The following is a 22746-nucleotide window of genomic DNA, read 5'->3' on the forward strand; positions in this document are numbered from 1 at the left end:
CGTTAGGTTGCGCCGCGCCGCAGCGCAAGAGGAACAAGAGGGCGCGCCCCGCGCGCCAAGCGAGGACGCATGACCGGGCGCCGCACGCAGATCCTTTCCGCCGACCCCGCCGGCATCGCGCGCGCGGCCGAGCTGCTGCGCGCGGGCGCGCTGGTGGCCTTCCCGACCGAGACCGTCTACGGCCTGGGCGCCGACGCGCGCGACCAGCGCGCGGCGCAGGCGATCTTTGCGGCCAAGGGGCGGCCGGGCTTCAACCCGCTGATCGTCCATGTCGCCGACCCCGACGCCGCCTGGCGCCTGGCCGCGCCCAACGCCGCGGCGCTGGCGCTGGCGCGGGCGTTCTGGCCCGGGCCGCTGTCGCTGGTGCTGCCCCTGCGCCCCGAGGCGGGAATCGCGCCGGCCGTCTCGGCCGGTCTGCCCACGGTGGCGCTGCGCTGCCCCGCCCATCCGACGGCGCAGGCGCTGCTGCGCGCCGCGGGCGTGCCGACGGCGGCGCCCTCGGCCAACCGCTCGGGGGCGGTCAGCCCGACCGCCGCGGCGCATGTGGCGCAGGAGCTGGAGGGGCGCATCGACGCCATCCTCGACGGCGGCCCCTGCCCCGTGGGGCTTGAAAGCGCCATCGTCGGCTTCGAGGACGACGCGCCGGTGCTGCTGCGGCCGGGCGGCGTGCCGCTCGAGGCGCTCGAGGCCGCGCTTGGCCGGCCGCTGGCGCGCGCGCGCACCGCCGGCGAGGCCCGCGCCGGCCGCCCGGACGCGCCGGGTCAGCTGGCCTCGCACTACGCGCCGCGCGCAACGCTGCGGCTGAACGCCGCCGCCCCCGCGCCCGGCGAAGCGTGGCTGGGCTTCGGCCCCGATCCCGAGGGCGTGCGCGGCCCGGCGCGCAACCTTTCGCCCGCGGGCGATCTGGACGAGGCCGCCGCCAACCTTTTCGCCATGCTGCGCGCACTGGATCGCGAACTGGCCGGCGGCGGGACCATCGCCGTCGCCCCGGTGCCCGAGCGCGGGTTGGGCATGGCGATCAACGACCGCCTGCGCCGCGCCGCCGCCCCGCGAGGAGACGTCCGCCTTGCCCCTTGACCCGCCCGTTGACCGCCCCGCCCGCCCGCGCGAAGGCCCGCGCGCGGCGCCGGAACGGCCCGGACCGCCGCCAAGGCGGGGCAGGCGCGCGGCGCCGCCCCGACAGGGGCGCGGCGCCCGGGCCGGGCGGGCGCAGGCGGCGCCGGCGGATGCGGCGCCGCAAGGCTGGGCCGCACCGGCCGAAACGGGCCGGAAGAACGCGCCGGGCCGCCGCAAGGGCGCCGAACGATGCGGGATCGCCCGGCGATGGAATGGCGTCTGCGGCGCCCGACCGGCGCGGGCGGCGCCGGCGGAGGCGGCGCCTCACGGCGACCTCGCAGCCGCCGACGCGGGGTGGAAGAACCCGCCGGACCGCCGCGCAGGAAGCGCGCGGCGCCGGTGGCCTCGACGGCGGCTCGGCGCCCGCGCCGGACGGGCGCAGGCGGCGCCGGCAGAGGCCGCGCGTCACGGCTGCCTCGCGACAACCGAAACGGACCGGAAGAACCCGACGGGACGCAGCAAGGGCGCCAAGCGTTGCGGGTTCGCCCGGCAGGTGCGCGGCGCGACGGGGACCGAGGCGGGGCGATCGCGCCGGCGCGGGCCGCCTCGCCCGCCCTGCCCGTCCGCCGGGACGGCGAGCCGCCGAGCGCGCCGCCCCCAAGGCGCCGCGCCCGCGCAGGACGCCCGAGCCAGCGCTTTCGACGCCCCCGCCCCATGGCGCCGCATCGCCCCCGCCGCCGCATCGCCAACGGAGACGCCGTCTTGACGCCCGAAACAACGCCCCAATCCACGCCCCAATCCACACCGGACCCCGACCGCGCCCCGGCCCCGCCGGGCGAGCCCCGCCTGCGCGAGGCCGACGAGGCCTTGCTGAACGCCCTGCGCGCCCTGCTTGGCCCCGAAGGCGTGCGCGAAGGCCCCGACGCCGCGCCCTGGCTGCGCGAGCCGCGCGACCGTCTGACCGGCCGCGCCGCGCTGATCGCCCGCCCCGCCGATGCCGAACAGACCGCCCGCATCCTGCGCCTGTGCGCCGAGGCGCGCGTGCCCGTGGTGCCCCATGCCGGCGGCACCGGGCTTGTCGGCGGGCAGCTGGCGCCGCAGGGCATGGCGCCCGAGCCGGCCCCGGTGGTGCTGTCGGTCGATCGCATGAACCGCATCCGCCAGGTTTCGCCCGAGGACGACGCCATGATCGTCGAGGCCGGCGTGATCCTGGCCGACGCCCAGGCGGCGGCCGAGGCGGCGGACAGGCTGTTTCCGCTGTCGCTGGCCTCGGAGGGCTCGGCGCGGATCGGCGGGCTGCTGGCGACGAATGCGGGCGGGGTCAACGTGCTGCGCTATGGCAATGCGCGCGACCTGACGCTGGGGATCGAGGCGGCGCTGCCCGACGGCTCGGTGCTGCGCGGGCTCAAGCTGCTGCGCAAGGACAACGCCGGATACGACCTGCGGCACCTGCTCATCGGCTCGGAGGGCACGCTGGGCGTCATCACCGCCGCGGCGCTGCGCCTGTTCCCGCGCCCGGCCGAACGCGCCGCCGCCTGGCTGGGCACGCCCTCGCCCGAGACGGCGCTGGCGCTGCTGCACCTGCTGCGCGGCGCCTTCGCCGAGCAGCTCACCGCCTTCGAGCTGATGCACCGCACGGGCATGGACTTTCTGGCCGAGCGCCTGCCCGACCTGCGCCAGCCCATGACCCCGCCGCCCGAATGGGCCGTTCTGGCCGAGGTGTCGGGGCCGGCCGGCTCGGCCCAGCGCCCCCGGCTCGAGGCGGCGCTGGCCGAGGCGGTCGAGCGCGGGCTGGCGGCGGACGGCGTTCTGGCCGAATCCGAGGCCCAACGCGCGCAGCTCTGGCGCGTGCGCGAGGCCATCCCCGAAGCGAACCGCAAGGTCGGTGCGATCTCGTCGCACGACGTCTCGGCGCCGCTCTCGCGCATCGCGCGCTTCATCGCCCTGGGACGCGAGGCGATCGGGCGCATCGATCCGGCGCTGCGCATCAACTGCTTCGGCCATCTGGGCGACGGAAACCTGCACTACAACGTGTTCCCGCCCAAGGGCGCCTCGCGCGGCGACTACGAGCGCCTGCGCGGGCGCATCCAGCGCACGGTCCACGACCTGATCGCCGAGCTGGGCGGCTCGTTCAGCGCCGAGCACGGAGTCGGCCGGCTCAAGACCGCCGATCTGCGCCGCTACGGCGATCCGGCGGCGCTGCGCATGATGGCGGCGATCAAGCGCGCACTGGACCCGGCGGGCGTCATGAACCCCGGCGCCGCCCTGCCGGGCGACCCGCCGCCCGCCGCGCCGGACTGACGCGGCGCCGCCGCGCCCGGCGGACGGCGGAGCGAAGCGCCCGGCGGACGGCGGAGCGAAGCGCCTCGCGCGGGCCATGCGCGTCGCCGCGCCGCCAGGGCGCCGCGCGAACAGGCGGCCCGCCCGGCGCCCCGGGGCGAGACATCGGGGCCCGGAGCCCCCGGCTCATGCGGCGACGGCCCGCCGGCGGGCGGAACGCGGAACGCGCCCGTTCGGCCGATCGCGGCCCCGCGAGGGCGGCGCGACGGGCGGTCTTGCAGGATCGCGCGGCAAGGCGCCGCGCGGCCCCGGTTCAGCGCCCGCCGCCCTGGCCGGGGCGGCGCATCTGGAACAGGCGCTCGACCACCGCGTAGTCCTGATAGCCGCAGCGCGCCAGCGGGCGGCTGCGCGTCAGGTCGAAGCGCCCGTCCACGATCATGTCGTCGCGGATGTGGATGTGCACCACCTCGCCGAACACCACCACGTTCTCGCCCGTCTCGTCCCAGCAGGGCAGCGCGACCTCCTGCAGCAGGCGGCATTCGAGCGCGGCGGGCGCGGCCGCCACGCGCGGGGGCGCGACCTCGACGCTTGGAGCCTTCTCCAGCCCGGCGGCGAGGAATTCGTCCTCGCCATGGGGCAGATGGGCCGAGGTGGCGTTCATCTGCTCGCGCAGATCCCACGAGGTCAGGTTGACCACGAACTCGCCCGTGCGGCGGATGTTGGCCAGGCTGTCCTTGCGCTCGTCCAGGCCCAGCTTGCGGCCGGTGGTCGAATACATCACCACCGGCGGGCGGTCGGCCACGGCGTTGAAGAAGCTGTAGGGCGCCAGATTCGCGCGCCCTTCCTCGTCCACGGTCGATATCCAGCCGATCGGCCGGGGCGCGACGATGGCCTTGAACGGGTCGTGCGGCAGGCCGTGGCCGTCGGCGGGTCTGTAGCGCATGGGCGGTCTCCTTGGCTGCAAGGCTTGCCGGGGTTGTAGCAAGTCCGGCGCTGGACGGAAGCGCGAAGCGCGTGATACCTCGCCGCTTCGGCGCGCCTTTCCGCGCGCCGGAAGCGGGGGGCGCATGTTCCGTCTGATGCAGGAGCGGCCGAAGGACCGGCCCGAGGTCGAGTGGCTCTACGATCTGGCCTTCGCGCCGGGCCGCACGGCGCTGAGCTCCTACCGGCTGCGCGAAGGCGTCGAGCCGGTGGCCGAGCTGTGCCTGCTTGCGCGCGACGAGTTCGACGCCGTGGGCGGGGCGATCCGCTACTGGCCCGTGCGCATCGGCCCGCGCGGCGACGCGGCGCTGCTGCTGGGGCCGGTCGCGGTGCACCCGACGCGCCAGGGCGAGGGGCTGGGCGCGCTGCTGATGCGCGAAAGCCTCGATCGCGCCGCCGCGCTGGGCTGGACGCGGGTCGTGCTGGTGGGCGACGAGCCCTATTACCGCCGCTTCGGCTTCTCGCGCGATCTGGCGCGCGAGGTCGAATTCCCGCCGCCGACCAACCCCGATCGCATCCTGGCCAAGGAGCTTGTCCCCGGCGCGATGCGCGGCATCGCCGGCCCCGTCCGCCGCTGGAGCTGAGCGCGGCGCCCGCGCGCGCCCGCATGACGCCGACGCCGCGGACGCCGCCGCGGATCTCGGCCGTCGCCGCCGTCTTTGACATGGCCGCGGCCCGAAGCGCGCGGTCCGCCATGGCCAGGTCCGGCGCGCCCCGCCGCCCCGCATTCGCCGAACGCGGCGCGACGAAGCCCGGCGGCGGCGCGCACAGGCCGAGGGCCGGACGCAAGGAGCCGGGAGCCGGGAGCCGGGAGCCGGGAGCCGGGAGCCGGGAGCCGGGAGCCGGGAGCCGGGAGCCGCGCGCGCGTGCGTCGCCCAGGCCCCGCCCCATGGCAAGGGCGCGCGCCGGGCCGCGGCGCCTTGGCCGGCCAAGGACGGCGGGTCAGCGCGCCTCGCGCCGCCAGGCCGCCGCGATCAGACCCGCGACGAGCAAGAGCGCCAGCCAGCCCGGCGCCAGCGAGATCAGCGAGACCTCGCGCACCGCGTGCGCCTCGCGCATCGCCAGGCCAAGCCATCCGCGCCCGGCGGCGTCGCGCCCCTCGCGCACGCGGCGCAGCGCGGGCATGCCGTCGGCCAGCCGCACGACGCCCCCCCGCGTCGCGCGCGCCAGCGGCGCCAGCGGCGCGGCCGAGGACACGGCGTCGGCGAACTCGCGCGGCGAGGGCGGCCCCACCGCCGCCAGCCCCTCGCGCACGCCGTCGCTCAGACGCCAGAGCCCCTGCTCGTCGGCTTCGAAACGGGCGACATGCAGCCCCGGCGCCTCTTCGCGCAGCGTCAGGCGCCGCGTCGCGCCCGAGGGCGAGGTCGCCGTCGCCTCGGTCGGCGCGCGGTCGACGGCGCGCACGAAGACCTCGACATTCGCGCCCGAAACCTTGGCCCAGAGCGCGTCCTCCTCAAGCTCGGGCTCCTTCATCAGCCAATGCGCCAGGCGCCGCAGCAGCTCGGCCTGCGGGCCGCCTCCCTCGAAGCCGCGATCCCACAGCCAGGCGTGGTCCGAGGCCAGCAGCGCCACGCGCCCCTCGCCCACCCGGTCGAGCAGCAGCAGCGGCCGTTCCGCGGCGCCGGTCATCAGCGCGCGCCCCGACACGGGCTCGAGGTCGATCTGACGGAACCAGCGACCCCAGCCCGGATCGGCCGGCGGCGGCGGGGCCAGCCCGGCCGTGACCGGATGGCGCGCGCCCTGGGGCGTGACGCGCGGCACGAAGCCGCCCTCGATCACCCGCGCCGTCGGGCGCCCCGGCAGGATCGCGCGCAGGGGCGTGCGATACAGGCTTTGCGCGCCGGCGAAGGCGGGCCCCGAGGCGATCAGCACCGCGCCTCCTTCGCGCACATAGCGCGCGACGTTCTCGAGATAGGCGTCGGGCAGGACGCCGCGGCGGCGGTAGCGGTCGAACACGATCAGATCGAAATCGTCGATCTTCTCCATGAACAGCTCGCGCGTGGGGAAGGCGATCAGCGACAGCTCGAACACCGGCGCGCCGCTTTGCTTGCCCGGCGGGCGCAGGATGGTGAAGTGCACCAGATCCACCGAGGGATCGGCCTTGAGCAGGTTGCGCCAGGTGCGCTCGCCCGGGTGCGGCTCGCCCGACACCAGCAGCACCCGCAGCCGGTCGCGCACCCCGTTGACCGAGAACAGCGCCGCATTGTTGCGCGCCGTCAGCTCGCCCGCCAGCGGCGCGAGCGTCAGCTCGGCCACGTTCGCGCCGCCATGGCGCACGGGCAGGCGCAGCGTCACCTCGCGCCCCACCGGCGCGCGCAGCGCGGCCGCGCGCGCGCCGTCGATCCGCAGCTCGACCTCGGCCGGCTCGCGCGCCTCGGGCGGGGCGGCGCCCAGCGCCTCGACGCGGAACGAGACCTCGACCTCTTCGCCGACGATGCCGAAGGCGGGCGCGGCGGTCAGGGTCAGGCGCCGGTCCCACTCGTCGGGGCGGCCGGTCAGCAGGACATGCACGGGAGCCGGGAAATCGGCGGGCGCGGCGTCGGCGTCATGGGCGCGGCCGTCGGTCACGATCAGCGCCCCGGCGATGCGGTCCGGCGCCACCGGCGCGGCGGCCGCGCGCAGGGCCTCGGCCAGGCGCGTGCCATCGGCGCCGGCGTCGCGCACATGCGTCACGCGCGTCTCGAGCGGGCGGTCGGGGTCGGCGCCCAGCCGCGCCAGCGCCTCGGTCAGCGCGCGCTCGGCGGCGCGGGTCTGCGCGGCGCGGTCCTCGATGCGGTTCGAGGCGCTTTCGTCCACGATCACCAGCGCCACGTCGGGCAGCGGATCGCGCCGCTCGCGCTTGAGGCTGGGGTTGGCCAGCGCCGCGGTCAGCGCCAGCGCCGCCGCCGCGCGCAGCGGCCAGCCCGGCGCGCCGCGCGCCGCGGCCAGCAGCGCGCCCAGCAGCATCAGCGCGCCCAGCGCCGCGACGGCGGCGGGCGGCAGAAGGGGCGCGAAGTCGATGCCGGCGGTCATCTCAGTTCCCCAGCCTCTCGAGCAGGGCAGGCACATGCACCTGGTCGGACTTGTAGCTTCCGGTCAGGGCATACATCACCAGGTTGACGCCGAAGCGAAAGGCCATCTCGCGCCGCCGCTCGCCGGCGCGGCCGACGGGCAGCAGGAAGGCGCCGTCATCGGACACCGCCCAGGCGCCGGCCCAGTCATTGGCGCCGATCACCACCGGCGAGACGCCGTCGTTCAGGATGCGGAAGGGCCGCCCCTCGGCCTCGCGCGGGGCGGGGGCGGCCTCGATCCACACGCGCTCGCCCGCGCGGCGGCCGGGAAAGTCGTCGAGCAGGTAGAAGGTGCGGGTCAGGACGTGGTCGCGCGGAACCGGCTCGAGCGGCGGCAGGTCCAGCGGGCCGGCCAGCCGCCGCAGCGCCCGTGCGCCGGGCCCGGCCCCGTCCGCGCCCAGCGAAAGGCGCGGATCACGCAGGTCGAACACGATCATGCCGCCCGCGCGCAGATAGGCGTTGAGCCGCGCATAGGCGCCGTCCGAGGGGCGCGGCTGGGCCGTGGCGACCGGCCAGTAGAGCAGCGGAAAGAAGGCGAGATCGTCGCCCTCGAGGTCCACCCCCATCGGCTCGCCCGGCTCGACCGCCGTGCGCGCGGCCAGCACGCGCGACAGCCCCCGCAGCCCGGCCTCGCTGATGCGGTCGGTCTGGGGATCGCCGGTGCGCACATAGGCCAGCGTCGTGTCGCGCGTGGCGGCCAACGCGCGCGCGTCGCGCTCGGGATCGGGCGGCGGGCGCCGGCGGGCCGGGGGCTGGCCGCCCGCCCCTTCGCCCCCGGGCGCCGAAGCGGCCTGCGCCAGCCGCAGGGGCGCGGCGGCGCCCCGGCCGCGGACGGCAAGCGCGGGCCGCGCGCCCGAGGCGCCGTGCAGGCCCGGCGACGAACCCGCGAAGCGAAAGAGGGCGCCGCGCATCGACCGGAGCGCCGCGGGGGGCGGCGGGGAGCCGGACTGCGCTGCGGCGACCATCGCGGCGCCCGGCGACGATCCCGCGGGGCCCCCGACGGCGGCAAGGTTCAAGGCGGCCGGGTTCGCGGCGCCGCCCTCGGCCGCCGAGGGCGGCGCGGCGGGCTTCGGAGCGGCGGATGCGGGCGGAAGCCCGGCCGCGCCGGCGCCCAGCGCCAGGCCCGCCGCCAGCGCCGCCGCGCCGGCGCGCCGGCTCAGCCGCAGCCGGCCGGTCGCCAGCAGCGCCGCCAGCGCGTCCAGCGCCAGCAGCGCCGCGGCCAGGCCCAGCAGAGGCCCCTTCCAGCCGACCTCGCGCGCGCCGCCCAGCCCCGGATCCACGCGCACGCCCAAGGGCGGCGGGGGCGCCGGGACAAGCTGCGCCTCGGGGCCCAGAACGTTGACCGCCGCGCGCCGCTCGCCCGCCGCATAGATCCCCGGCGGCGCGCCGGGCCCCACGCCGGCGGCCAGCGCCTTGCCGGGAATGGCCGGCATGGCGCCCGGATCGGCGGGGCGGCCGAACCCGTCCAGCACCGCAAGCGGCTTCCACAGCGCATCGTCGGCGGCCAGCTCGGCGGCCGGGCGGGCGGCCGGCGCGGCCAGCGCCAGGCGCTCGAGCATCCGCACGAAGAGCCCGGACAGCGGCAACGACGACCATTCGGCGTCGGCCGTCACATGGAACAGAACCACCCGCCCCGCGCCCAGATCGGCCGCCGTGACCAGCGGCGCGCCGTCCTCGAGCGCGGCCAGCGTGCGGCGCGCCAGGTCGGGGCCGGGCTGGGCCAGGACCTGGCGGCGGATCTCGACGTCCGATGGCGGCTCGAGCCCGGCGAAGGGACCGTCGGGCGGGAAGGGGCGCAGATGCTGCGGCGCGCTCCAGCTCAGGGCGCCGCCCAGCTCGCGCCCGCCCGCGCGCAGGCGCACGGGCAGCAGCGGATCGGGCGGCGCCTGGCCGCTGGCCTGCTCGGCGGCGGCGCGCGCCAGGCGCGGGCCGGCGAAGCGCACCAGCAGCCCGCCGGCGCGAACCCATTCGGTCAGGGCTTGACGCTCGGCGTCGTCCATCGCGCCGACATCGGCCAGGATGATGGCGTCGGGGCGCGCCGCCAGCAGCGCCGAGACGCCGCCCTCGACCAGCTCGGCCGTGGGCTCGAGCGCCTTGCGCAGGTAATGCAGCGGCGAGACCAGCGGCGCCGCGCCCGCATCGTCGCGCCCCGCGGCAAGGCCCACGCGGCGGCGGCGCAGCGCGTCGTCGGCCAGCGCCGCGCCCCCGGCCGAGGGCGCGTCCAGAAGGACCACGCGCTCGACCCGGTTGCGCAGCTCGAGCGGCAGGTCGAAGCGCAGCCGCGCGAGCTGCGCGCCCTCGGGGATCGCCGCGCGCGCGACGCCCAGCCGGCGCTCGACGCCGTCCGGGCCGCGGCCGATGGCCGCCGCCGTCACGGCCCGGGCGCCGTCGGCGCCGGCGCGCACGACCTCGACGACCAGCGCGCCGTCCTTGTCGAGCGCCGGCGGCCGCAGCCCCGGCGCGGGCGTCGCGGGCGGAACGATCGTGGTCGGCCCGAGCGCGGCGAAGGTCTCGGCCAGCCCGTCGCCGGGTTCATGCGCCAGCCCGTCGGTGAGCCACAGGATCTCGAGCCCTCCGGCGGCGAAGCCCATCGCCGCGCGCGCGTCCAGCGCCGCGGCGAAGGCGGCGCGCGGCGGCGCCCAGGGGCGCGGCGCCAGCGCGGCCAGCGCGCCGCGCCAGTCGTCGGCCGGGCGCGGGTCGAAGCGCCAGCCCTCGGGCCCCGGATCGGCGATCGAGACCAGGATCGCCGGCCGCCCGGCCCGCGCCGCCTGGTCCAGCGCCTCGGCCGCGCGGGCGCGCCGCGCCTCCCAGTCCGGCGCCGAGGCCCAGCCGCCGTCCAGCGCGATCAGCAGGGTTCCGCCCCCCGCAAGGGCGCGGCGCGGGTTCGAGACGGGCTCGGCGAAGGCCAGGATCAGCGCCGTCGCCAGCAGCATCCGCAGCGCCAGAAGCCACCACGGGGTGCGGTCAGGCGTGCGCTCGGTCTCGCGCAGGCCGGCCAGCAGCCTCACCCCCGCGAAACGGACCCGGCGCGGGGCGGGAGGCGTTGCGCGCAGCAGCAGCCACAGCGCAGGCAGGGCCGCCAGCGCGACCAGCGCCCAGGGGTTCAGGAAAGCGATGGCGCCGAGGCTCAGCATAGCCGCTCGCGCCGCGCGGCGACGGCGCCGTGCAGCCAGACCAGCGCCGCGCGCGCGCTCTGGTCGGTGCGATGCACGCCGAATTGCCAGCCGCTGCGGCGGGCGGCGTCGCGCAGGCGGGCGCGGCGCTCGGCCAGACGGCGGCGGTAGGCCTCGCGCAGCGACTCGGCGCGGTGGGCGTCGTGGCGCATGGCGCCGTCCGGCGACAGAAAATCGACGCGCCCATCGAAGGGGAACGCCTCTTCGGCCGGGTCGAGGATCTGCAGGCACACCCCGCCCACCCCCGCCGCGGCGGCCGCGCGCAGCGCCGCCTCGACCGGGGCCAGGGGGCCGAGGAAGTCGGACAGGAACACCGCCGTGCCGCCGCGCGTCCAGGCGGCGGCGGGCGGCGCGCCCCAGGCCGGGCGGGCGTCGTCGGCGGCCGGCGGCGCGGCCAGGGCGGCGGCCATGCGGCGCAGCTGCGCCTCGCCGGCGCCGGGGCGGCCCGCGCCCAGAAGGGCCGCGCGCTCGCCCCCGCGGATGACCAGCGCCGCCAGCGCCAGCGCCAGAAGCGCCGCACGGTCGCGCTTGGCGCGCGGCGCGGCGGCCGAGCGGCACGACATGGACGCCGCGTCATCGGCCCATAGCCAGACCGATTGCGGCGATTCCCACTCGGTCTCGCGCACGAAGAGCTGATCCGAGCGCGCCGAGCGCCGCCAGTCGACGGCCGAGGCCGGATCGCCCGGCATGGCGCGGCGATATTGCCAGAACGCCTCGCCCGCCCCCGCGCGCCGGCGCCCATGCGCGCCGGACGAGACCGCCGCCGCCAGGCGCCGCGCCTCGACCAGCAAGGGCGGCAGCGCGCCCGCCGCGCGCTCGGCGTCGCGCCGCAGCCGCGCCGCGCGCATGAAGGCCGCGTCGGGCGGCGCCTGGGGCGGGCGGGCGCTCATGCGGCGGCCTCGACGCCCAGCGCGCGCGCCACCAGATCGTCGATCAGCGCATCCAGCGAGGCGCCCTCGGCGCGCGCGGCGAAGGTCAGCGCCATGCGGTGGCGCAGCGCCGGCCGCGCCAGCGCCGCCACATCCTCGACCGAGGGCGCAAGGCGCCCGTCCAGCAGGGCCCGCGCGCGCGTCGCCAGCATCAGCGCCTGCGCCGCGCGCGGCCCCGGCCCCCAGGCGACCTGGGCGGCGACGGGCTCGGCGGCCTCGGGCAGATCGGGGCGCGCGGAACGCACCAGCGTCAGGATCGCCTCGAGCACGCTCTCGCCCACCGGCATGCGCCGCACCAACCGCTGCGCCGCGATCAGCGCCGGCGAGTCGAGGACCGGGGCGGGGCCGGCCTCGTCGGCGCCGGTGGTGGCCAGAAGGATGCGCCGCTCGTCCTCGCGCGAGGGGAAGTCCACGTCGATCTGAAGCAGGAAGCGGTCGAGCTGCGCCTCGGGCAGGGGATAGGTGCCCTCCTGCTCGATGGGGTTCTGCGTGGCCAGCACATGGAAGGGCGCCGGCAGGTCGCGCCGCTGGCCGGCGACGGTGACGTGCCGCTCCTGCATCGCCTGAAGCAGCGCCGATTGCGTGCGCGGCGAGGCGCGGTTGATCTCGTCGGCCATGAGCAGCTGGCAGAACACCGGCCCCTCGATGAAGCGGAAGGCGCGGCCGCCGCCATGCTCGGTCTCTTCCAGCACCTCGGCGCCAAGGATGTCGGCCGGCATCAGGTCGGGAGTGAACTGCACCCGCCCGGCATCCAGTCCCAGCACGACGCCCAGCGTCTCGACCAGGCGGGTCTTGGCCAGGCCGGGCGCGCCGACCAGCAGCGCATGCCCGCCCGACAGCAGCGCCGCCAGCGTCAGATCGACCACGCCCTGCTGGCCGATCACGCTGCGCGACACCTCGGCGCGCACGCGCGCCAGCGCCTCGCCCAGGGACTCGATCTCGGCGGCGAGTGCGGCGGGGTCTTCGGTCATGCGGATCCTCCTGCGCGAAGCGGGGTGCGGGTTGAAACTCTAGACCGCAGGCATAGCATGTCTAGCGCCGGCGATGCAGCCGGCGGCGGAAGCGACACGCAACGAATCGAGGAGCGCGGCATGAGCGAGAGCGCCGGACCGACGGACAAGCCGACGCAGGAGAGCCTTGCGCGCGCCGCCGCCGCGGCGGCGAAGAAGGGGCCGCCGCCGGTGCATCTGTGGAACCCGCCCTTTTGCGGCGATCTGGACATGCGGATCGCGCGCGACGGCAGCTGGTGGTATCTGGGCACGCCCATCGGGCGCGAGGCGCTGGTGCGCCTGTTCGCCTCGATCCTGCGCAAGGACGGCGACCGCTACTACCTTGTCACCCCGGTCGAGAAGGTCGGCATCGTCGTCGAGGACGCGCCTTTCGTGGCGGTCGATTTCCGCGTCGAGAACCCCGGCCCCGATCAGACGATCGTCTTCGCGACGAATGTCGGCGACGAGACCGCCGCCGGCCCCGAGAACCCGATCCGCGTGGCTCACGACCCCGCCACCGGCGAGCCCAGCCCCTATGTGCATGTGCGCCGCGGGCTCGAGGCGCTCATCGACCGCAAGAGCTTCTACCGCCTGGCCGAGATCGGCGAGCGCGCGCAACAGGACGGGCGCGAATGGTTCGGCGTGCGCTCGGGCGGCATGTTCTTTCCGCTGATCGCCGCCGACGAGCTGCCCGACTGACGATTTGAAGATCGGCGGATCGGCAAATGAACTTTGAATGAATGATCCGTCGCCATTATGATCACGCCGACGCCGGCCGCTCGCGCCAGCGCCGCCGTTCCGCGACGGAGCCCAACCGATGAAGCACGTTTCGATCCTGGCCGCGGCGCTTGGCGCCGCGATTTGGGCCGCGCCCGCAGGCGCGCTGCCGCTCAAGTTCAACAACGCCGTCGCGCCGACCGACGTGGCGAACATGGACGGTTTCGCCGGCCCGGCGATCACCAACGCGCTCAGCGTCGACTTCATCGCCGTCGCGACCGACGGCGCGACCACCGTCGACGCCCGCGTGACCGCCGTGGTCGATGAGGCCAACACGCATTTCGCCACCGTCAACGACCGCCGGAGGGGCTCGAGCGGAAGGAAGCTCACGGGCGAGGCCCGGCGCGGCTTCGCGCCGAACTACTACGCCCCCAACGGCGCGGCCGAGCCCAATGACGACCTGGGCTTTCTTTACGAATCGCTCGACTACGGCTTTGCGGGCATCGATCTGACCATCGCGCTGTTCGACGGCACCGGCGCGCTGTCGGGAACCTTCTCGACGCCCTTCAAGGCCGCCGCCGTCGAGCTGCTGATCTATGACGTGGACGGGGAGCCCTCGCAGTCGGAATTCCTGCGCGTCTGGCGCGCCGACGGGCTGGCGCAATACCAGCTGGGCGACGCGCCGCAGGCGCTGAGCGCGACGGATGAGGGCGAAACCTACCTGTTCACCGGGCCGGGCACGAACTTCGACGAAACCGACGCAAGCGGCGCGCTGGTGCTGCGCTTCGTGGACACGGACCAGATCCGGCTCTCGTTCGGTTCGGTCGCCAACAGCGCCGGGCCCGCGCGCAACGCCGTCTTTTCGGCCATCGACGGCGATCTGAGCCTGTATGATCCGAACGCCTTCCTCGATCCGGTGGACGTGCGCTCGACCGCCGTGCCAGTCCCGGCGGCCGGCGCGCTGCTGCTGACGGGGCTGGGCGCGCTGGCCGGGGCCGGCTTCGCGCGCCGGCGCGGCTGAGGCGCGCCAGCTTCGCGCCCGGCGACGCGGCCCTGAACGAACGGCGCAGGGCCGCCGCATTCGCCGCGCGGCGCCCTTGGCCAAAAGGCGCAAGGCCGCCTCGGCCGCCCTGCGCCAAGCCCGCGGCAGAACAGCCGGCCGCCGTCTCGACCGCCCGGCGCCGCCGCCTCGCCCGAACGGGACGTCGCCGCGTCCGCCCTCTCGCGGCGCAGCCCCGCCCGCCCGGCCCCCGGTCGAACGGCGCATGGTCGCCTCGACCGCCCCGCAGCGCGGCCCCGGTCGAATGGCGCGTGGCCGCCCCGGTCGTCTCGCCCCGCAGCGCCGCGCGCACGCCGCGCCCGCCGCCTCGGCCCGTGCCCGAGCTCCGCATCGGTCACGGCCTCGACGCCCCCGCTCCGCCGCCTGCCTCGACCCTTGGCGGGGCGGCGGCGGTGGCCCCGCGCGCATGGGCGCGGGCACGCGGCGCTTGCCAGCGCGCGCCCGGCGGGCCACATCTTGCCCATGCAAGACGCTTTCGACACGCCCCCGCACGATCCCGCCGCGGCCCTGAACGACGAGGCCGACCCCACGCTCGACCCCGGCGCCGGGCCGCAGCCGCTCGACGCGCCGCGCCCGCCCCGGATGCCCGTCAGCGAGGACGACCTGCGCCGCGTGGCGCGCGGCGGCGGGCGTGCGGGCAGCTCGGACTACGACCTCAACCCCGAGCTGCGCGACGCGCTGCCCCCGCGCCGCAAGCTGCGCCCGGCCGCGGTTCTGTGCCCGCTGGTGCGCCGCCCGCAGGGGCTGCACGTGATCCTGACGCGGCGCGCGGACCATCTGCGCCACCACCCCGGCCAGGTGGCCTTTCCCGGCGGCAAGGTCGAACCGAACGACCCCTCGCCCGCCGCCGCCGCGCTGCGCGAGGCGCAAGAGGAAATCGGCCTCGACCCCGCCATGGTCGAGCTTCTGGGCGCCATCGACGGGCACGAAACGGTGACCGGCTTTCTGGTCACGCCCTGGCTCGGGCTCGTGGACCCGGCCTTCTCGCCGCGCCCGGACCCCTCGGAGGTGGCCGAGGTGTTCGAGGTCCCGCTCGACTGGCTCATGGACCCCGCCAACCACGCCCGCGGCTGGCGCGAGTGGAACGGCCAGCGGCGCTGGTATTACGAGATGCCATGGCGCGGACGCCGCATCTGGGGCGCGACGGCGCGCATGCTGGTGGGGCTGAGCGCGCGCCTGGCCGCGCTTGACGGCGCGGGCGGGGGCGCGGCATGAGCGCCGCCGCGCCCGTTCCCGACCTTGCGCCGCTGGACGATGCGTGGCTGCGCGATCCGGCCGCGCAGCGCGTCGCCGCCGCCCTGCTCGAGGGCGGCGCGCAGGCGCTGTTCGTGGGCGGCTGCGTGCGCAACGCGCTGCTCTCGCGCTTCGGAGCGCCGGCCCCCGTGGCCGATGTGGACCTGGCGACCGATGCGCGCCCCGAACGCACCGTCGAGCTTCTGACCCGCGCCGGGCTGCGCGCCGTTCCCACGGGCATCGCGCACGGCACCGTGACCGCGGTCGCCGACGGCCGCCCCTTCGAGATCACCACCTTCCGCGCCGATCTGCGCGGCCATGGCCGCCATGCCGAGGTCGCCTTCGGCGCCGATCTGGCCCAGGACGCCGCGCGCCGCGACTTCACCATGAACGCGCTTTACGCGCGCCCCGACGGCGCGGTGCTGGACCCCGTGGGCGGGCTGCCCGACCTGCGCGCGCGGCGCGTGCGCTTCATCGGCGACGCGGGGCGGCGCATCCGCGAGGACTACCTGCGCATCCTGCGTTTCTTCCGCTTCCACGCCTGGTATGGCGCGAACGGCATCGACCCCGAGGGCCTGGCCGCCTGCGCCGAGGGGCTCGACGGCCTCGACCGCCTGTCGCGCGAGCGCATCGGCCACGAGATGCGCCGCCTTCTGGCCGCCCCGGACCCCGCCCCGGCCCTGGCCGCCATGGCCGCCTGCGGCGCGCTGGCGCGGGTGCTGCCGGGCGCGGACCCGGCGCTGATCGCGCCCCTGACGCATGTCGAGGCGCTGGCCGGCGCCGCGCCCGACTGGCTGCGCCGCCTGGCCGCGCTTGCGCCCGGCGCCGACGCCGACGAGCTGGCCCGGGCCCTGCGCCTGTCCAACGCCGAGCGTCGCCGCCTGGCCGCCGCGGCCGCGGCGCGCGAGGCCGCCGAGCCCCCGGCCCGCGCCGCCTGGCGCCATGGCCCCGACGCCGCGCGCGACGCGGCGCTGATCGACGCCGCCGCCCGCGCCGCCCCGCCGCCCGCGGATCTGGAGGCCGAGCTGGCGCGCGGCGCCGGCGCGCGGATGCCCGTGCGCGCGCGCGATCTGGCCGCGCGCGGCGTCGCCCCCGGGCCGCAGATGGGCGCCGAGCTGCGGCGCCTTGAAGAGGCGTGGCTCGACTCGGACATGCGGCTCGACGCCGAGGCGCTGCTGGCGCGGGTCGGCAAGGGCTGAGCGGCCACGCTTGACGCGCCGGGGCGGAGCGCGTCATATCTTCTTTGGTCACCCCTGCTGACCAAATCGCCCGAAACGCGGAGCCCCCGATGTGGACCTTCGAAACCTTCGCCGCGCTGGCCGCGCTGGCCGTGGCCTCGACCTGGACGCCTGGGCCGAACAACGCGATGCTGGCCGCCTCGGGGGCGACCTTCGGCTTTCGGCGCACGCTGCCGCACGCGATGGGGGTGGCGCTGGGCTTTTCGCTGATGATGTTCCTGACGGCGCTGGGCCTGGCGGGGCTGTTCAAGCAAAGCGTCCTTCTGCGCGAGGGGCTGCGCTGGGCCGGCACGGCGCTGCTGCTGTGGATCGCGTGGCGGATCGCGACGGCGCGCGCGCCCGGCGCGGCGGGCGGCCCCTCGCGCCCCTTCACCTTCCTGCAGGCGGCGGCGTTCCAGTGGGTCAATCCCAAGGCCTGGGCCATGTGCGTGGCGGTGGTTTCTCAATTCGTCACCGGCGCCGCGCCGCTGCGCGAGGCGGCGTCCTGCGCGCTGGTGTTCGTGGCGTCGGGCCTGACCTCGGCGCATGGATGGGCGGCGTTCGGCGCCGGCATGGGGCGCGTTCTGGGCGGCGGCGCGCGGCTGCGGGCCTTCAACCTTTGCATGGGCGCCATGGTCGCGGCGGGCGCGGCGATGCTGGCCGTCGCCGATCTGGGATGAGCGCCGACGCGCAGCTGGCCCCGCTGGCCGCCTTCGTCTTCGCGGGGCTGTTCTCGCCGGGGCCGAACGTGGTGATGCTGGCCGCCTCGGGCGCGCGCTTTGGCGTGCGAGCCACGGTCCCGCACATTCTTGGCGTGGCGGGGGGCGTCGGGGCGATCGCGGCGGCGGCGGGGCTGGGCGTGGGCGCGGCGCTGGCGGCGGCGCCGTGGCTGGCGGCCGGCCTCAAGGCGATCGCGGCGCTGTGGATCCTGCGGCTGGCCTGGTCCATGGCCGCGGCCGCGCGCCGCCCGCGCGGCGCCGACGCCGGACGGCCGATGACGCTGGCCGAGGCGGCGCTGTTCCAATGGGTCAACCCCAAGGTCTGGGCGGTGGCGCTGGCGGCGGCGGCGGCGGGCTTCGCCGGCGGGGGCGGTCCGGCGGCCGAGGCGGCGCGCCTGGCGCTGGTGTTCTCGGGGCTGAACCTGCTGGTATGCGTGTTCTGGACCTCGGCGGGCGGGCTCTTGCGCCGGCTGATGGCGTCCGAGCGCGCCCACCGCCGCTTCATGACCGCGTTGTCGGCGCTGATGGCGGCGTCCGCGGCGCTGATCTTCGTCTGAGCCGGGGCGCGCCGGCGCGGCGCCCCTCGGCCGCAGCGGCGGCCAGCCAGTCGCGCACGGCGCGCGCCTTGGGCGTCAGCGCGACGCCCTGCGGCCAGACGACGTGAAACGAGCGCCCCGTGCGCAGCGCCGGCCCGCCCAGGCGGCGCAGAAGCCCCGCGCGCAGGTGCCGCTCGACCAGGTGGCGCCAGCCCAGCGCCACCCCCTGCCCCTCGAGCGCGGCCTGGATGACCAGGACGTAGTCGTTGATGACCAGCTCGCGCGCGGGCGCGGCGCCCTCGAGGCCCGCGGCGCGGAACCAGTCGCCCCAGTCGGCGGCCGGGCGCGTGGGCTCTTCGAGATGGATGAGCCGCCGGCGCGCCAGCTCGGCCGGGTCGGCGGGCAGGCCGTGGCGGGCGATCCAGGCGGGGCTGGCGACGGGAAAGATCACCTCTTCGGCGATCGGCTCGGCGCCGTGGCCGGGCCAGTCGGCCGGATCGCCGCCGCGCACGCCCAGGGGCACTCCCTCGGCGACCAGGTCAAGGTCGCGGTCGGCGGTCTGCAGGCGCAGATCGACGCCGGGCAGCGCCTCGCGCAGCTGCTGCAGGCGGGGCATCATCCAGAAGGCGGCGAAGGCCGTCGAGACGGCCAGCGTCACGGGCCCGTCCTCGCGCGCGCGCAGCGCCTCGACCCCGCCGCGGATCTGCGACAGCGCCTGCGAGACCTCGGCGAAGAAGCGCGCCCCCGCATCGGTCAGCCGCGCCCGGCGCGGCGTGCGCACGAACAGCTGCGCGCCCAGCTGGTCCTCGAGCGCGCGCACCGCAAGCGAGACCGCCGCCTGGCTCATGCCCAGCTCGCGCCCGGCGGCGGTGAAGCTGCCGAGCCGGCCGGCGGCCTCGAACACGATCAGATGCCCCGGCGAGGGCAGCAGGCGGCGCAGGTTCGTCATAAGCGCAGCTTATGCGCCGCATGAGAATTTTCCAGCGTTACGCACGCCCGCGCCCGGTCTAGCGTTCCCCTGGGGCGCCGCGCGACCGGCGCGCGCGGCGCGGCGAAGGGAGGCGATCATGGAAGCATCGGCGCGGCGCAAGGGACAAGGCGGAAGGCAGGCGCGGCAGGCCAGGCGCGCCGAGGCGGGCGCGCCGGCGGGGCGGCCGGGCATCCGCCGCGCGGTTCCACCGATCGAGCTGCTGGACGAGGAATCGCTGCTGCGCATCGAGCGCGCGGCCGACCGCATCCTGGCCGAGGTCGGGATCGAGTTCCGCGACGACCCGGCGGCGCTGGCGCTGTGGCGCCGGGCCGGCGCGCGCGTCGAGGGCGCGCTTGTGCGCTTCGAGCCGGGCATGCTGCGCGAGATCCTCTCCTCGGCCCCGCGCGCGTTCGTCCAGCACGCGCGCAATCCGGCCAACTCGGTGCGCATCGGCGCCGATCAGGTGGTGTTCGCGCCGGCCTACGGCTCGCCCTTCGTGATGGATCTGGACCGCGGGCGGCGCTACGGCACGCTCGAGGATTTCCAGAACTTCGTGAAGCTGGCCCAGTCCTCGCCCTGGCTGCACCATTCGGGCGGCACGATCTGCGAGCCGACCGACATCCCGGTGAACAAGCGCCATCTGGACATGGTCCTGGCGCATATCCGCCTGTCGGACCGGCCCTTCATGGGCTCGGTCACCGCCGAGGACCGGGCCGAGGATTCGATCGAGATGGCGCGCATCCTCTTCGGCGCCGACTTCGTGGACGCCAATTGCGTGATCCTGGGCAACGTCAACGTCAACTCGCCCCTCGTCTGGGACGGGACCATGACGCGGGCGCTGCGCGCCTATGCGCGCGCCAACCAGGCGGCGGTGGTGGTTCCCTTCATCCTGGGGGGCGCCATGGGGCCCGTCACCACCGCCGGCGCCGTCGCCCAGGCGCTGGCCGAGACCATGGCCGGCTGCGCGCTGACCCAGCTCGAGCGGCCCGGCGCGCCGGTGATCTTCGGCAATTTCCTCAGCTCGATGAGCCTGCGCTCGGGCTCGCCCACCTTCGGCACGCCCGAGCCGGCGGTCGGCTCGCTGGCGGTGGGGCAGCTGGCGCGGCGGCTGGGGCTGCCGCTGCGCTGCGCGGGCAACTTCACCACCTCGAAGCTGCCCGACGCGCAGGCCATGGCCGAGGGGGCCATGTCCATGCTGTCGGCCATCCATTGCGGCGCCAATTTCGTGCTGCATTCGGCCGGCTTCCTGGACGGGCTTCTGTCCATGTCCTACGAGAAGTTCGTTCTTGACTGCGACCTGTGCGGCGCGCTGCACACCTATCTGCAGGGCGTGCGGGTGGACGAGGCGACGCTGGCGCTCGACGCCTTCGCCGAGGTCGGGCCGGGCGGGCACTTCTTCGGCTGCGCGCACACGCTGGCCCATTACGAAACCGCCTTCCGCCCCTCCGAGACCGGCGACGACGACCCCTACGAGACCTGGCTCGAAGCCGGCGCCGAGGACGCGGCGACGCGCGCCAACCGCATCTGGAAGCGCCGCCTGGCCGAGTTCGAGCCCCCGCCGCTCGACCCCGCGATCGACGAGGCCCTGGCCGACTTCGTCGCCCGCCGCAAGGCCCAGGGGCCCGACATGTGGCACTGAGCCGCCGGGCTTGCGCGTCGGCCCAAGGCGCGCGCCAATCGGGTTACGCCCCCAGACCGAGGTCCGAGCATGACGAACGATCCCCTGCTCCAGCCCTTCCGGCTCAAGCACCTGACGCTGCGCAACCGGATCATGTCCACCGCGCACGAGCCGGCCTATTCCGAGGACGGCCTGCCCAAGGACCGCTACCGGCTCTACCACGTCGAAAAGGCCCGCGGCGGCATCGCGCTGACCATGACGGCGGGCTCGGCGGTGGTCTCGCCCGACAGCCCCGAGGCCTTCGGCAACCTGCACGCCTATCGCGACGAGATCGTGCCCTGGCTGCGCCGCCTGGCCGACGAGTGCCGCGAGCACGGCGCCGCGGTGATGATCCAGCTGACCCATCTGGGCCGGCGCACCAGCTGGAACAAGGGCGACTGGCTGCCGGTGCTGTCGGCCTCGCCGGTGCGCGAGGCGGCCCACCGCGCCTTTCCCAAGGAGGCCGAGGACTGGGACATCGCCCGCATCGTCGCGGACTATGCCGCCGCCGCCCAGCGCATGGAGGAGGCCGGGCTGGACGGCATCGAGTTCGAGGCCTACGGCCACCTGATGGACAGCTTCTGGTCCCCCGCCACCAACCGGCGCGAGGACGAATGGGGCGGCTCGCTGGACAATCGGCTGCGCTTCACATGGGCGGTGATCGACGCGGTGCGCGCCGCCGTCGGGCCCGACTTCATCGTCGGCATCCGCATGGTCGCGGACGAGGACTGGGACAAGGGGCTGAGCCGCGAGGAAGGGGTCGAGATCGCGCGCCGCATCGCCGCCTCGGGCAAGTTCGACTTCATCAACCTGATCCGCGGGCATATCGACCACGACGCGCCGCTGGCGCGGGTGATCCCGGTGCAGGGCATGGCCTCGGCGCCGCATCTGGACTTCGCCGGCGAGGTCCGCGCCGAGGTCGGCATCCCCGTCTTCCACGCCGCGCGCATCCCCGACGTGGCCACCGCGCGCCATGCGATCGCGACGGGCAAGCTGGACATGGTCGGCATGACCCGCGCCCACATCGCCGACCCGCACATCGCCGCCAAGGTCATGCGCGGCGAAGAGCACCGCATCCGCCCCTGCGTGGGCGCCACCTACTGCCTCGACCGGATCTACGAGGGCGGCGAGGCGCTGTGCATCCACAACGCCGCCACCGGGCGCGAGGCCCGCATGCCCCACGTCATTCCGCCCGCGCCCAGGCCGCTCAAGGCGGTGATCGTCGGCGCCGGCCCCGCCGGGCTCGAGGCCGCGCGCGTGGCGGCCGAGCGCGGCCACGACGTGACCGTGCTCGAAGCGGCCGACCGCGCCGGCGGGCAGGTCAACCTGCTGGTCCAGAACCCGCGCCGGCGCGAGATGATCGGCATCATAGACTGGCGCCTGGACGAGCTGGCGCGCCTTGGCGCGCGCATCCGCTTCAACGTCTACGCCGAGGCCGAGGACGTGCTGGCCGAAGACCCCGACATGGCGGTGATCGCCACCGGCGGCCTGCCCCAGACCCCGCCGATGGACGCGGGCGCCGAGCTGACCGTCTCGAGCTGGGACATCCTGTCGGGCGCGGTCAAGCCGGCCGGGCGCGTGCTGGTCTATGACGACAACGGCGCCCATCCGGGCATGAGCGCGGCCGAGGTCGCGGCGCGCGCCGGCGCCGAGGTCGAGCTGGTCACGCCCGAGCGATTCTTCGCGCCCGAGATCGGCGGCCTGAACCATGCGCCCTACATGAAGGCGTTCCACGAGCTGGGCGTGCGCGTGACCATCAACGCCCGCCTGACGGGGGTGCGCCGCGAGGGAAACGAGCTGGTCGCGACCTTCGGCTCGGACTACGCCGAGGGCTGGCGCGAAGAGCGGCGCGTCGACCAGGTGGTGGTCGAGCACGCCACCGCCCCGCTCGACGAACTCTACTTCGCGCTCAAGCCCCTGAGCCGCAACCTGGGCGAGATCGACCACAAGGCCCTGCTGGCCGGGCGCGACCCCTTTCCCGCGCGCCGGCCCGAGGCGCGGATGCGCCTTTGCCGCATCGGCGACGCGGTGGCGGCGCGCAACATCCACGCCGCCATCTACGAGGCCCTGCGCCTTGGCATCCTCTGGTAGGGCGCACGCGCAAGTTGACGAAAGGCCCTCCAGCGGCGAAACAGGTTCTTAAGCAAGCTGCGGCACGTTCGACCCAAGGATGAAGGGT

At 76.2% G+C, this 22746-nt stretch carries 17 protein-coding genes; 11 read left to right on the top strand and 6 right to left on the bottom strand.

What is annotated here, in order from left to right:
- Positions 1-69 precede the first annotated feature (69 nt).
- Positions 70-1077, top strand: a complete 1008-nt coding sequence (locus BMW67_RS00790; protein WP_072746743.1) for an L-threonylcarbamoyladenylate synthase — start codon at positions 70-72, stop codon at positions 1075-1077.
- A gap of 741 nt (positions 1078-1818) precedes the next feature.
- Positions 1819-3357: an FAD-binding oxidoreductase gene (locus BMW67_RS00795; RefSeq protein WP_370426838.1), complete on the top strand. Its 1539-nt coding sequence runs from the start codon at positions 1819-1821 to the stop codon at positions 3355-3357.
- Positions 3358-3649: 292 nt separating this feature from the next.
- On the opposite strand, the gene BMW67_RS00800 is transcribed toward BMW67_RS00795, so the two are convergent.
- Entirely contained in the window at positions 3650-4279 is a 630-nt protein-coding gene (locus BMW67_RS00800; protein ID WP_072746744.1) for a flavin reductase family protein, read from the bottom strand.
- A gap of 124 nt (positions 4280-4403) precedes the next feature.
- Between BMW67_RS00800 and BMW67_RS00805 the strand changes: the two genes are divergently transcribed.
- Positions 4404-4901 (top strand): GNAT family N-acetyltransferase, encoded by a 498-nt coding sequence (locus BMW67_RS00805; protein WP_072746745.1) that lies wholly within the window; start codon positions 4404-4406, stop codon positions 4899-4901.
- A gap of 358 nt (positions 4902-5259) precedes the next feature.
- Here BMW67_RS00805 and BMW67_RS00810 read toward each other — a convergent pair whose 3' ends face one another.
- From BMW67_RS00810 to BMW67_RS00825, 4 genes are read right to left on the bottom strand one after another with little or no spacing between them, the layout of a single operon-like run.
- Positions 5260-7329: a hypothetical protein gene (locus BMW67_RS00810; RefSeq protein ID WP_072746746.1), complete on the bottom strand. Its 2070-nt coding sequence runs from the start codon at positions 7327-7329 to the stop codon at positions 5260-5262.
- A gap of 1 nt (position 7330) precedes the next feature.
- Complete coding sequence (locus tag BMW67_RS15605; protein ID WP_072746747.1) at positions 7331-10501, bottom strand: DUF4159 domain-containing protein; 3171 nt, start codon at positions 10499-10501, stop codon at positions 7331-7333.
- Positions 10495-11430: a DUF58 domain-containing protein gene (locus BMW67_RS00820; protein ID WP_342707589.1), complete on the bottom strand. Its 936-nt coding sequence runs from the start codon at positions 11428-11430 to the stop codon at positions 10495-10497. The genes BMW67_RS15605 and BMW67_RS00820 overlap by 7 nt, the downstream gene beginning before the upstream one ends.
- A complete protein-coding gene (locus BMW67_RS00825) occupies positions 11427-12440 on the bottom strand; it encodes an AAA family ATPase (RefSeq protein ID WP_072746748.1) in 1014 nt (337 codons plus the stop codon). Before BMW67_RS00825 ends, BMW67_RS00820 begins: the two co-directional genes overlap by 4 nt.
- Positions 12441-12560: 120 nt before the next feature.
- Here BMW67_RS00825 and BMW67_RS00830 point away from each other — a divergent pair, with 120 nt between their 5' ends.
- From BMW67_RS00830 to BMW67_RS00855, 6 genes are all read left to right on the top strand, one after another.
- Positions 12561-13157, top strand: a complete 597-nt coding sequence (locus BMW67_RS00830; protein WP_072746749.1) for a DUF1285 domain-containing protein — start codon at positions 12561-12563, stop codon at positions 13155-13157.
- Positions 13158-13275: 118 nt separating this feature from the next.
- Entirely contained in the window at positions 13276-14196 is a 921-nt protein-coding gene (locus BMW67_RS00835; RefSeq protein ID WP_072746750.1) for a hypothetical protein, read from the top strand.
- 621 nt (positions 14197-14817) lie between these two features.
- The gene (locus tag BMW67_RS00840; protein ID WP_072746953.1) at positions 14818-15450 is read left to right on the top strand and encodes a CoA pyrophosphatase; all 633 of its coding nucleotides are present in this window, start codon (positions 14818-14820) and stop codon (positions 15448-15450) included.
- Positions 15447-16667, top strand: coding sequence for a CCA tRNA nucleotidyltransferase (locus BMW67_RS00845; protein WP_072746751.1), 1221 nt, complete (start codon positions 15447-15449; stop codon positions 16665-16667). The genes BMW67_RS00840 and BMW67_RS00845 overlap by 4 nt, the downstream gene beginning before the upstream one ends.
- 89 nt (positions 16668-16756) lie before the next feature.
- Positions 16757-17365, top strand: coding sequence for a LysE family translocator (locus BMW67_RS00850; protein WP_072746752.1), 609 nt, complete (start codon positions 16757-16759; stop codon positions 17363-17365).
- Complete coding sequence (locus BMW67_RS00855) at positions 17362-17961, top strand: LysE family translocator (RefSeq protein WP_072746753.1); 600 nt, start codon at positions 17362-17364, stop codon at positions 17959-17961. The genes BMW67_RS00850 and BMW67_RS00855 overlap by 4 nt, the downstream gene beginning before the upstream one ends.
- Here the strand turns inward: BMW67_RS00855 and BMW67_RS00860 are convergent.
- Complete coding sequence (locus BMW67_RS00860; RefSeq protein WP_072746754.1) at positions 17906-18889, bottom strand: LysR substrate-binding domain-containing protein; 984 nt, start codon at positions 18887-18889, stop codon at positions 17906-17908. The two genes, BMW67_RS00855 and BMW67_RS00860, sit on opposite strands and share 56 nt — an antisense overlap.
- Positions 18890-19007: 118 nt before the next feature.
- On the opposite strand from BMW67_RS00860, the gene BMW67_RS00865 reads away from it, so the two are divergent.
- Both BMW67_RS00865 and BMW67_RS00870 read left to right on the top strand, forming a co-directional pair.
- The gene (locus BMW67_RS00865; protein WP_072746755.1) at positions 19008-20549 is read left to right on the top strand and encodes a trimethylamine methyltransferase family protein; all 1542 of its coding nucleotides are present in this window, start codon (positions 19008-19010) and stop codon (positions 20547-20549) included.
- Between the two features lie 69 nt (positions 20550-20618).
- The gene (locus BMW67_RS00870) at positions 20619-22658 is read left to right on the top strand and encodes an NADH:flavin oxidoreductase (protein ID WP_072746756.1); all 2040 of its coding nucleotides are present in this window, start codon (positions 20619-20621) and stop codon (positions 22656-22658) included.
- The last annotated feature ends 88 nt before the right edge of the window (positions 22659-22746 follow it).

Source organism: Oceanicella actignis (genome assembly GCF_900111545.1).
Lineage (GTDB): Bacteria > Pseudomonadota > Alphaproteobacteria > Rhodobacterales > Rhodobacteraceae > Oceanicella > Oceanicella actignis.

Excerpts from the sequence above, each read along its gene's own strand:
- BMW67_RS00810 (WP_072746746.1), bottom strand. The coding sequence starts at position 7,329 with ATGACCGCCGGCATCGACTTCGCGCCCCTTCTGCCGCCCGCCGCCGTC.
- BMW67_RS00825 (WP_072746748.1), bottom strand. The coding sequence starts at position 12,440 with ATGACCGAAGACCCCGCCGCACTCGCCGCCGAGATCGAGTCCCTGGGC.
- BMW67_RS15605 (WP_072746747.1), bottom strand. The coding sequence starts at position 10,501 with ATGCTGAGCCTCGGCGCCATCGCTTTCCTGAACCCCTGGGCGCTGGTC.
- BMW67_RS00790 (WP_072746743.1), top strand. The coding sequence starts at position 70 with ATGACCGGGCGCCGCACGCAGATCCTTTCCGCCGACCCCGCCGGCATC.
- BMW67_RS00830 (WP_072746749.1), top strand. The coding sequence starts at position 12,561 with ATGAGCGAGAGCGCCGGACCGACGGACAAGCCGACGCAGGAGAGCCTT.
- BMW67_RS00845 (WP_072746751.1), top strand. The coding sequence starts at position 15,447 with ATGAGCGCCGCCGCGCCCGTTCCCGACCTTGCGCCGCTGGACGATGCG.
- BMW67_RS00850 (WP_072746752.1), top strand. The coding sequence starts at position 16,757 with ATGTGGACCTTCGAAACCTTCGCCGCGCTGGCCGCGCTGGCCGTGGCC.
- BMW67_RS00805 (WP_072746745.1), top strand. The coding sequence starts at position 4,404 with ATGTTCCGTCTGATGCAGGAGCGGCCGAAGGACCGGCCCGAGGTCGAG.
- BMW67_RS00835 (WP_072746750.1), top strand. The coding sequence starts at position 13,276 with ATGAAGCACGTTTCGATCCTGGCCGCGGCGCTTGGCGCCGCGATTTGG.
- BMW67_RS00855 (WP_072746753.1), top strand. The coding sequence starts at position 17,362 with ATGAGCGCCGACGCGCAGCTGGCCCCGCTGGCCGCCTTCGTCTTCGCG.
- BMW67_RS00840 (WP_072746953.1), top strand. The coding sequence starts at position 14,818 with ATGCCCGTCAGCGAGGACGACCTGCGCCGCGTGGCGCGCGGCGGCGGG.
- BMW67_RS00860 (WP_072746754.1), bottom strand. The coding sequence starts at position 18,889 with ATGACGAACCTGCGCCGCCTGCTGCCCTCGCCGGGGCATCTGATCGTG.
- BMW67_RS00820 (WP_342707589.1), bottom strand. The coding sequence starts at position 11,430 with ATGAGCGCCCGCCCGCCCCAGGCGCCGCCCGACGCGGCCTTCATGCGC.
- BMW67_RS00865 (WP_072746755.1), top strand. The coding sequence starts at position 19,008 with ATGGAAGCATCGGCGCGGCGCAAGGGACAAGGCGGAAGGCAGGCGCGG.
- BMW67_RS00800 (WP_072746744.1), bottom strand. The coding sequence starts at position 4,279 with ATGCGCTACAGACCCGCCGACGGCCACGGCCTGCCGCACGACCCGTTC.
- BMW67_RS00870 (WP_072746756.1), top strand. The coding sequence starts at position 20,619 with ATGACGAACGATCCCCTGCTCCAGCCCTTCCGGCTCAAGCACCTGACG.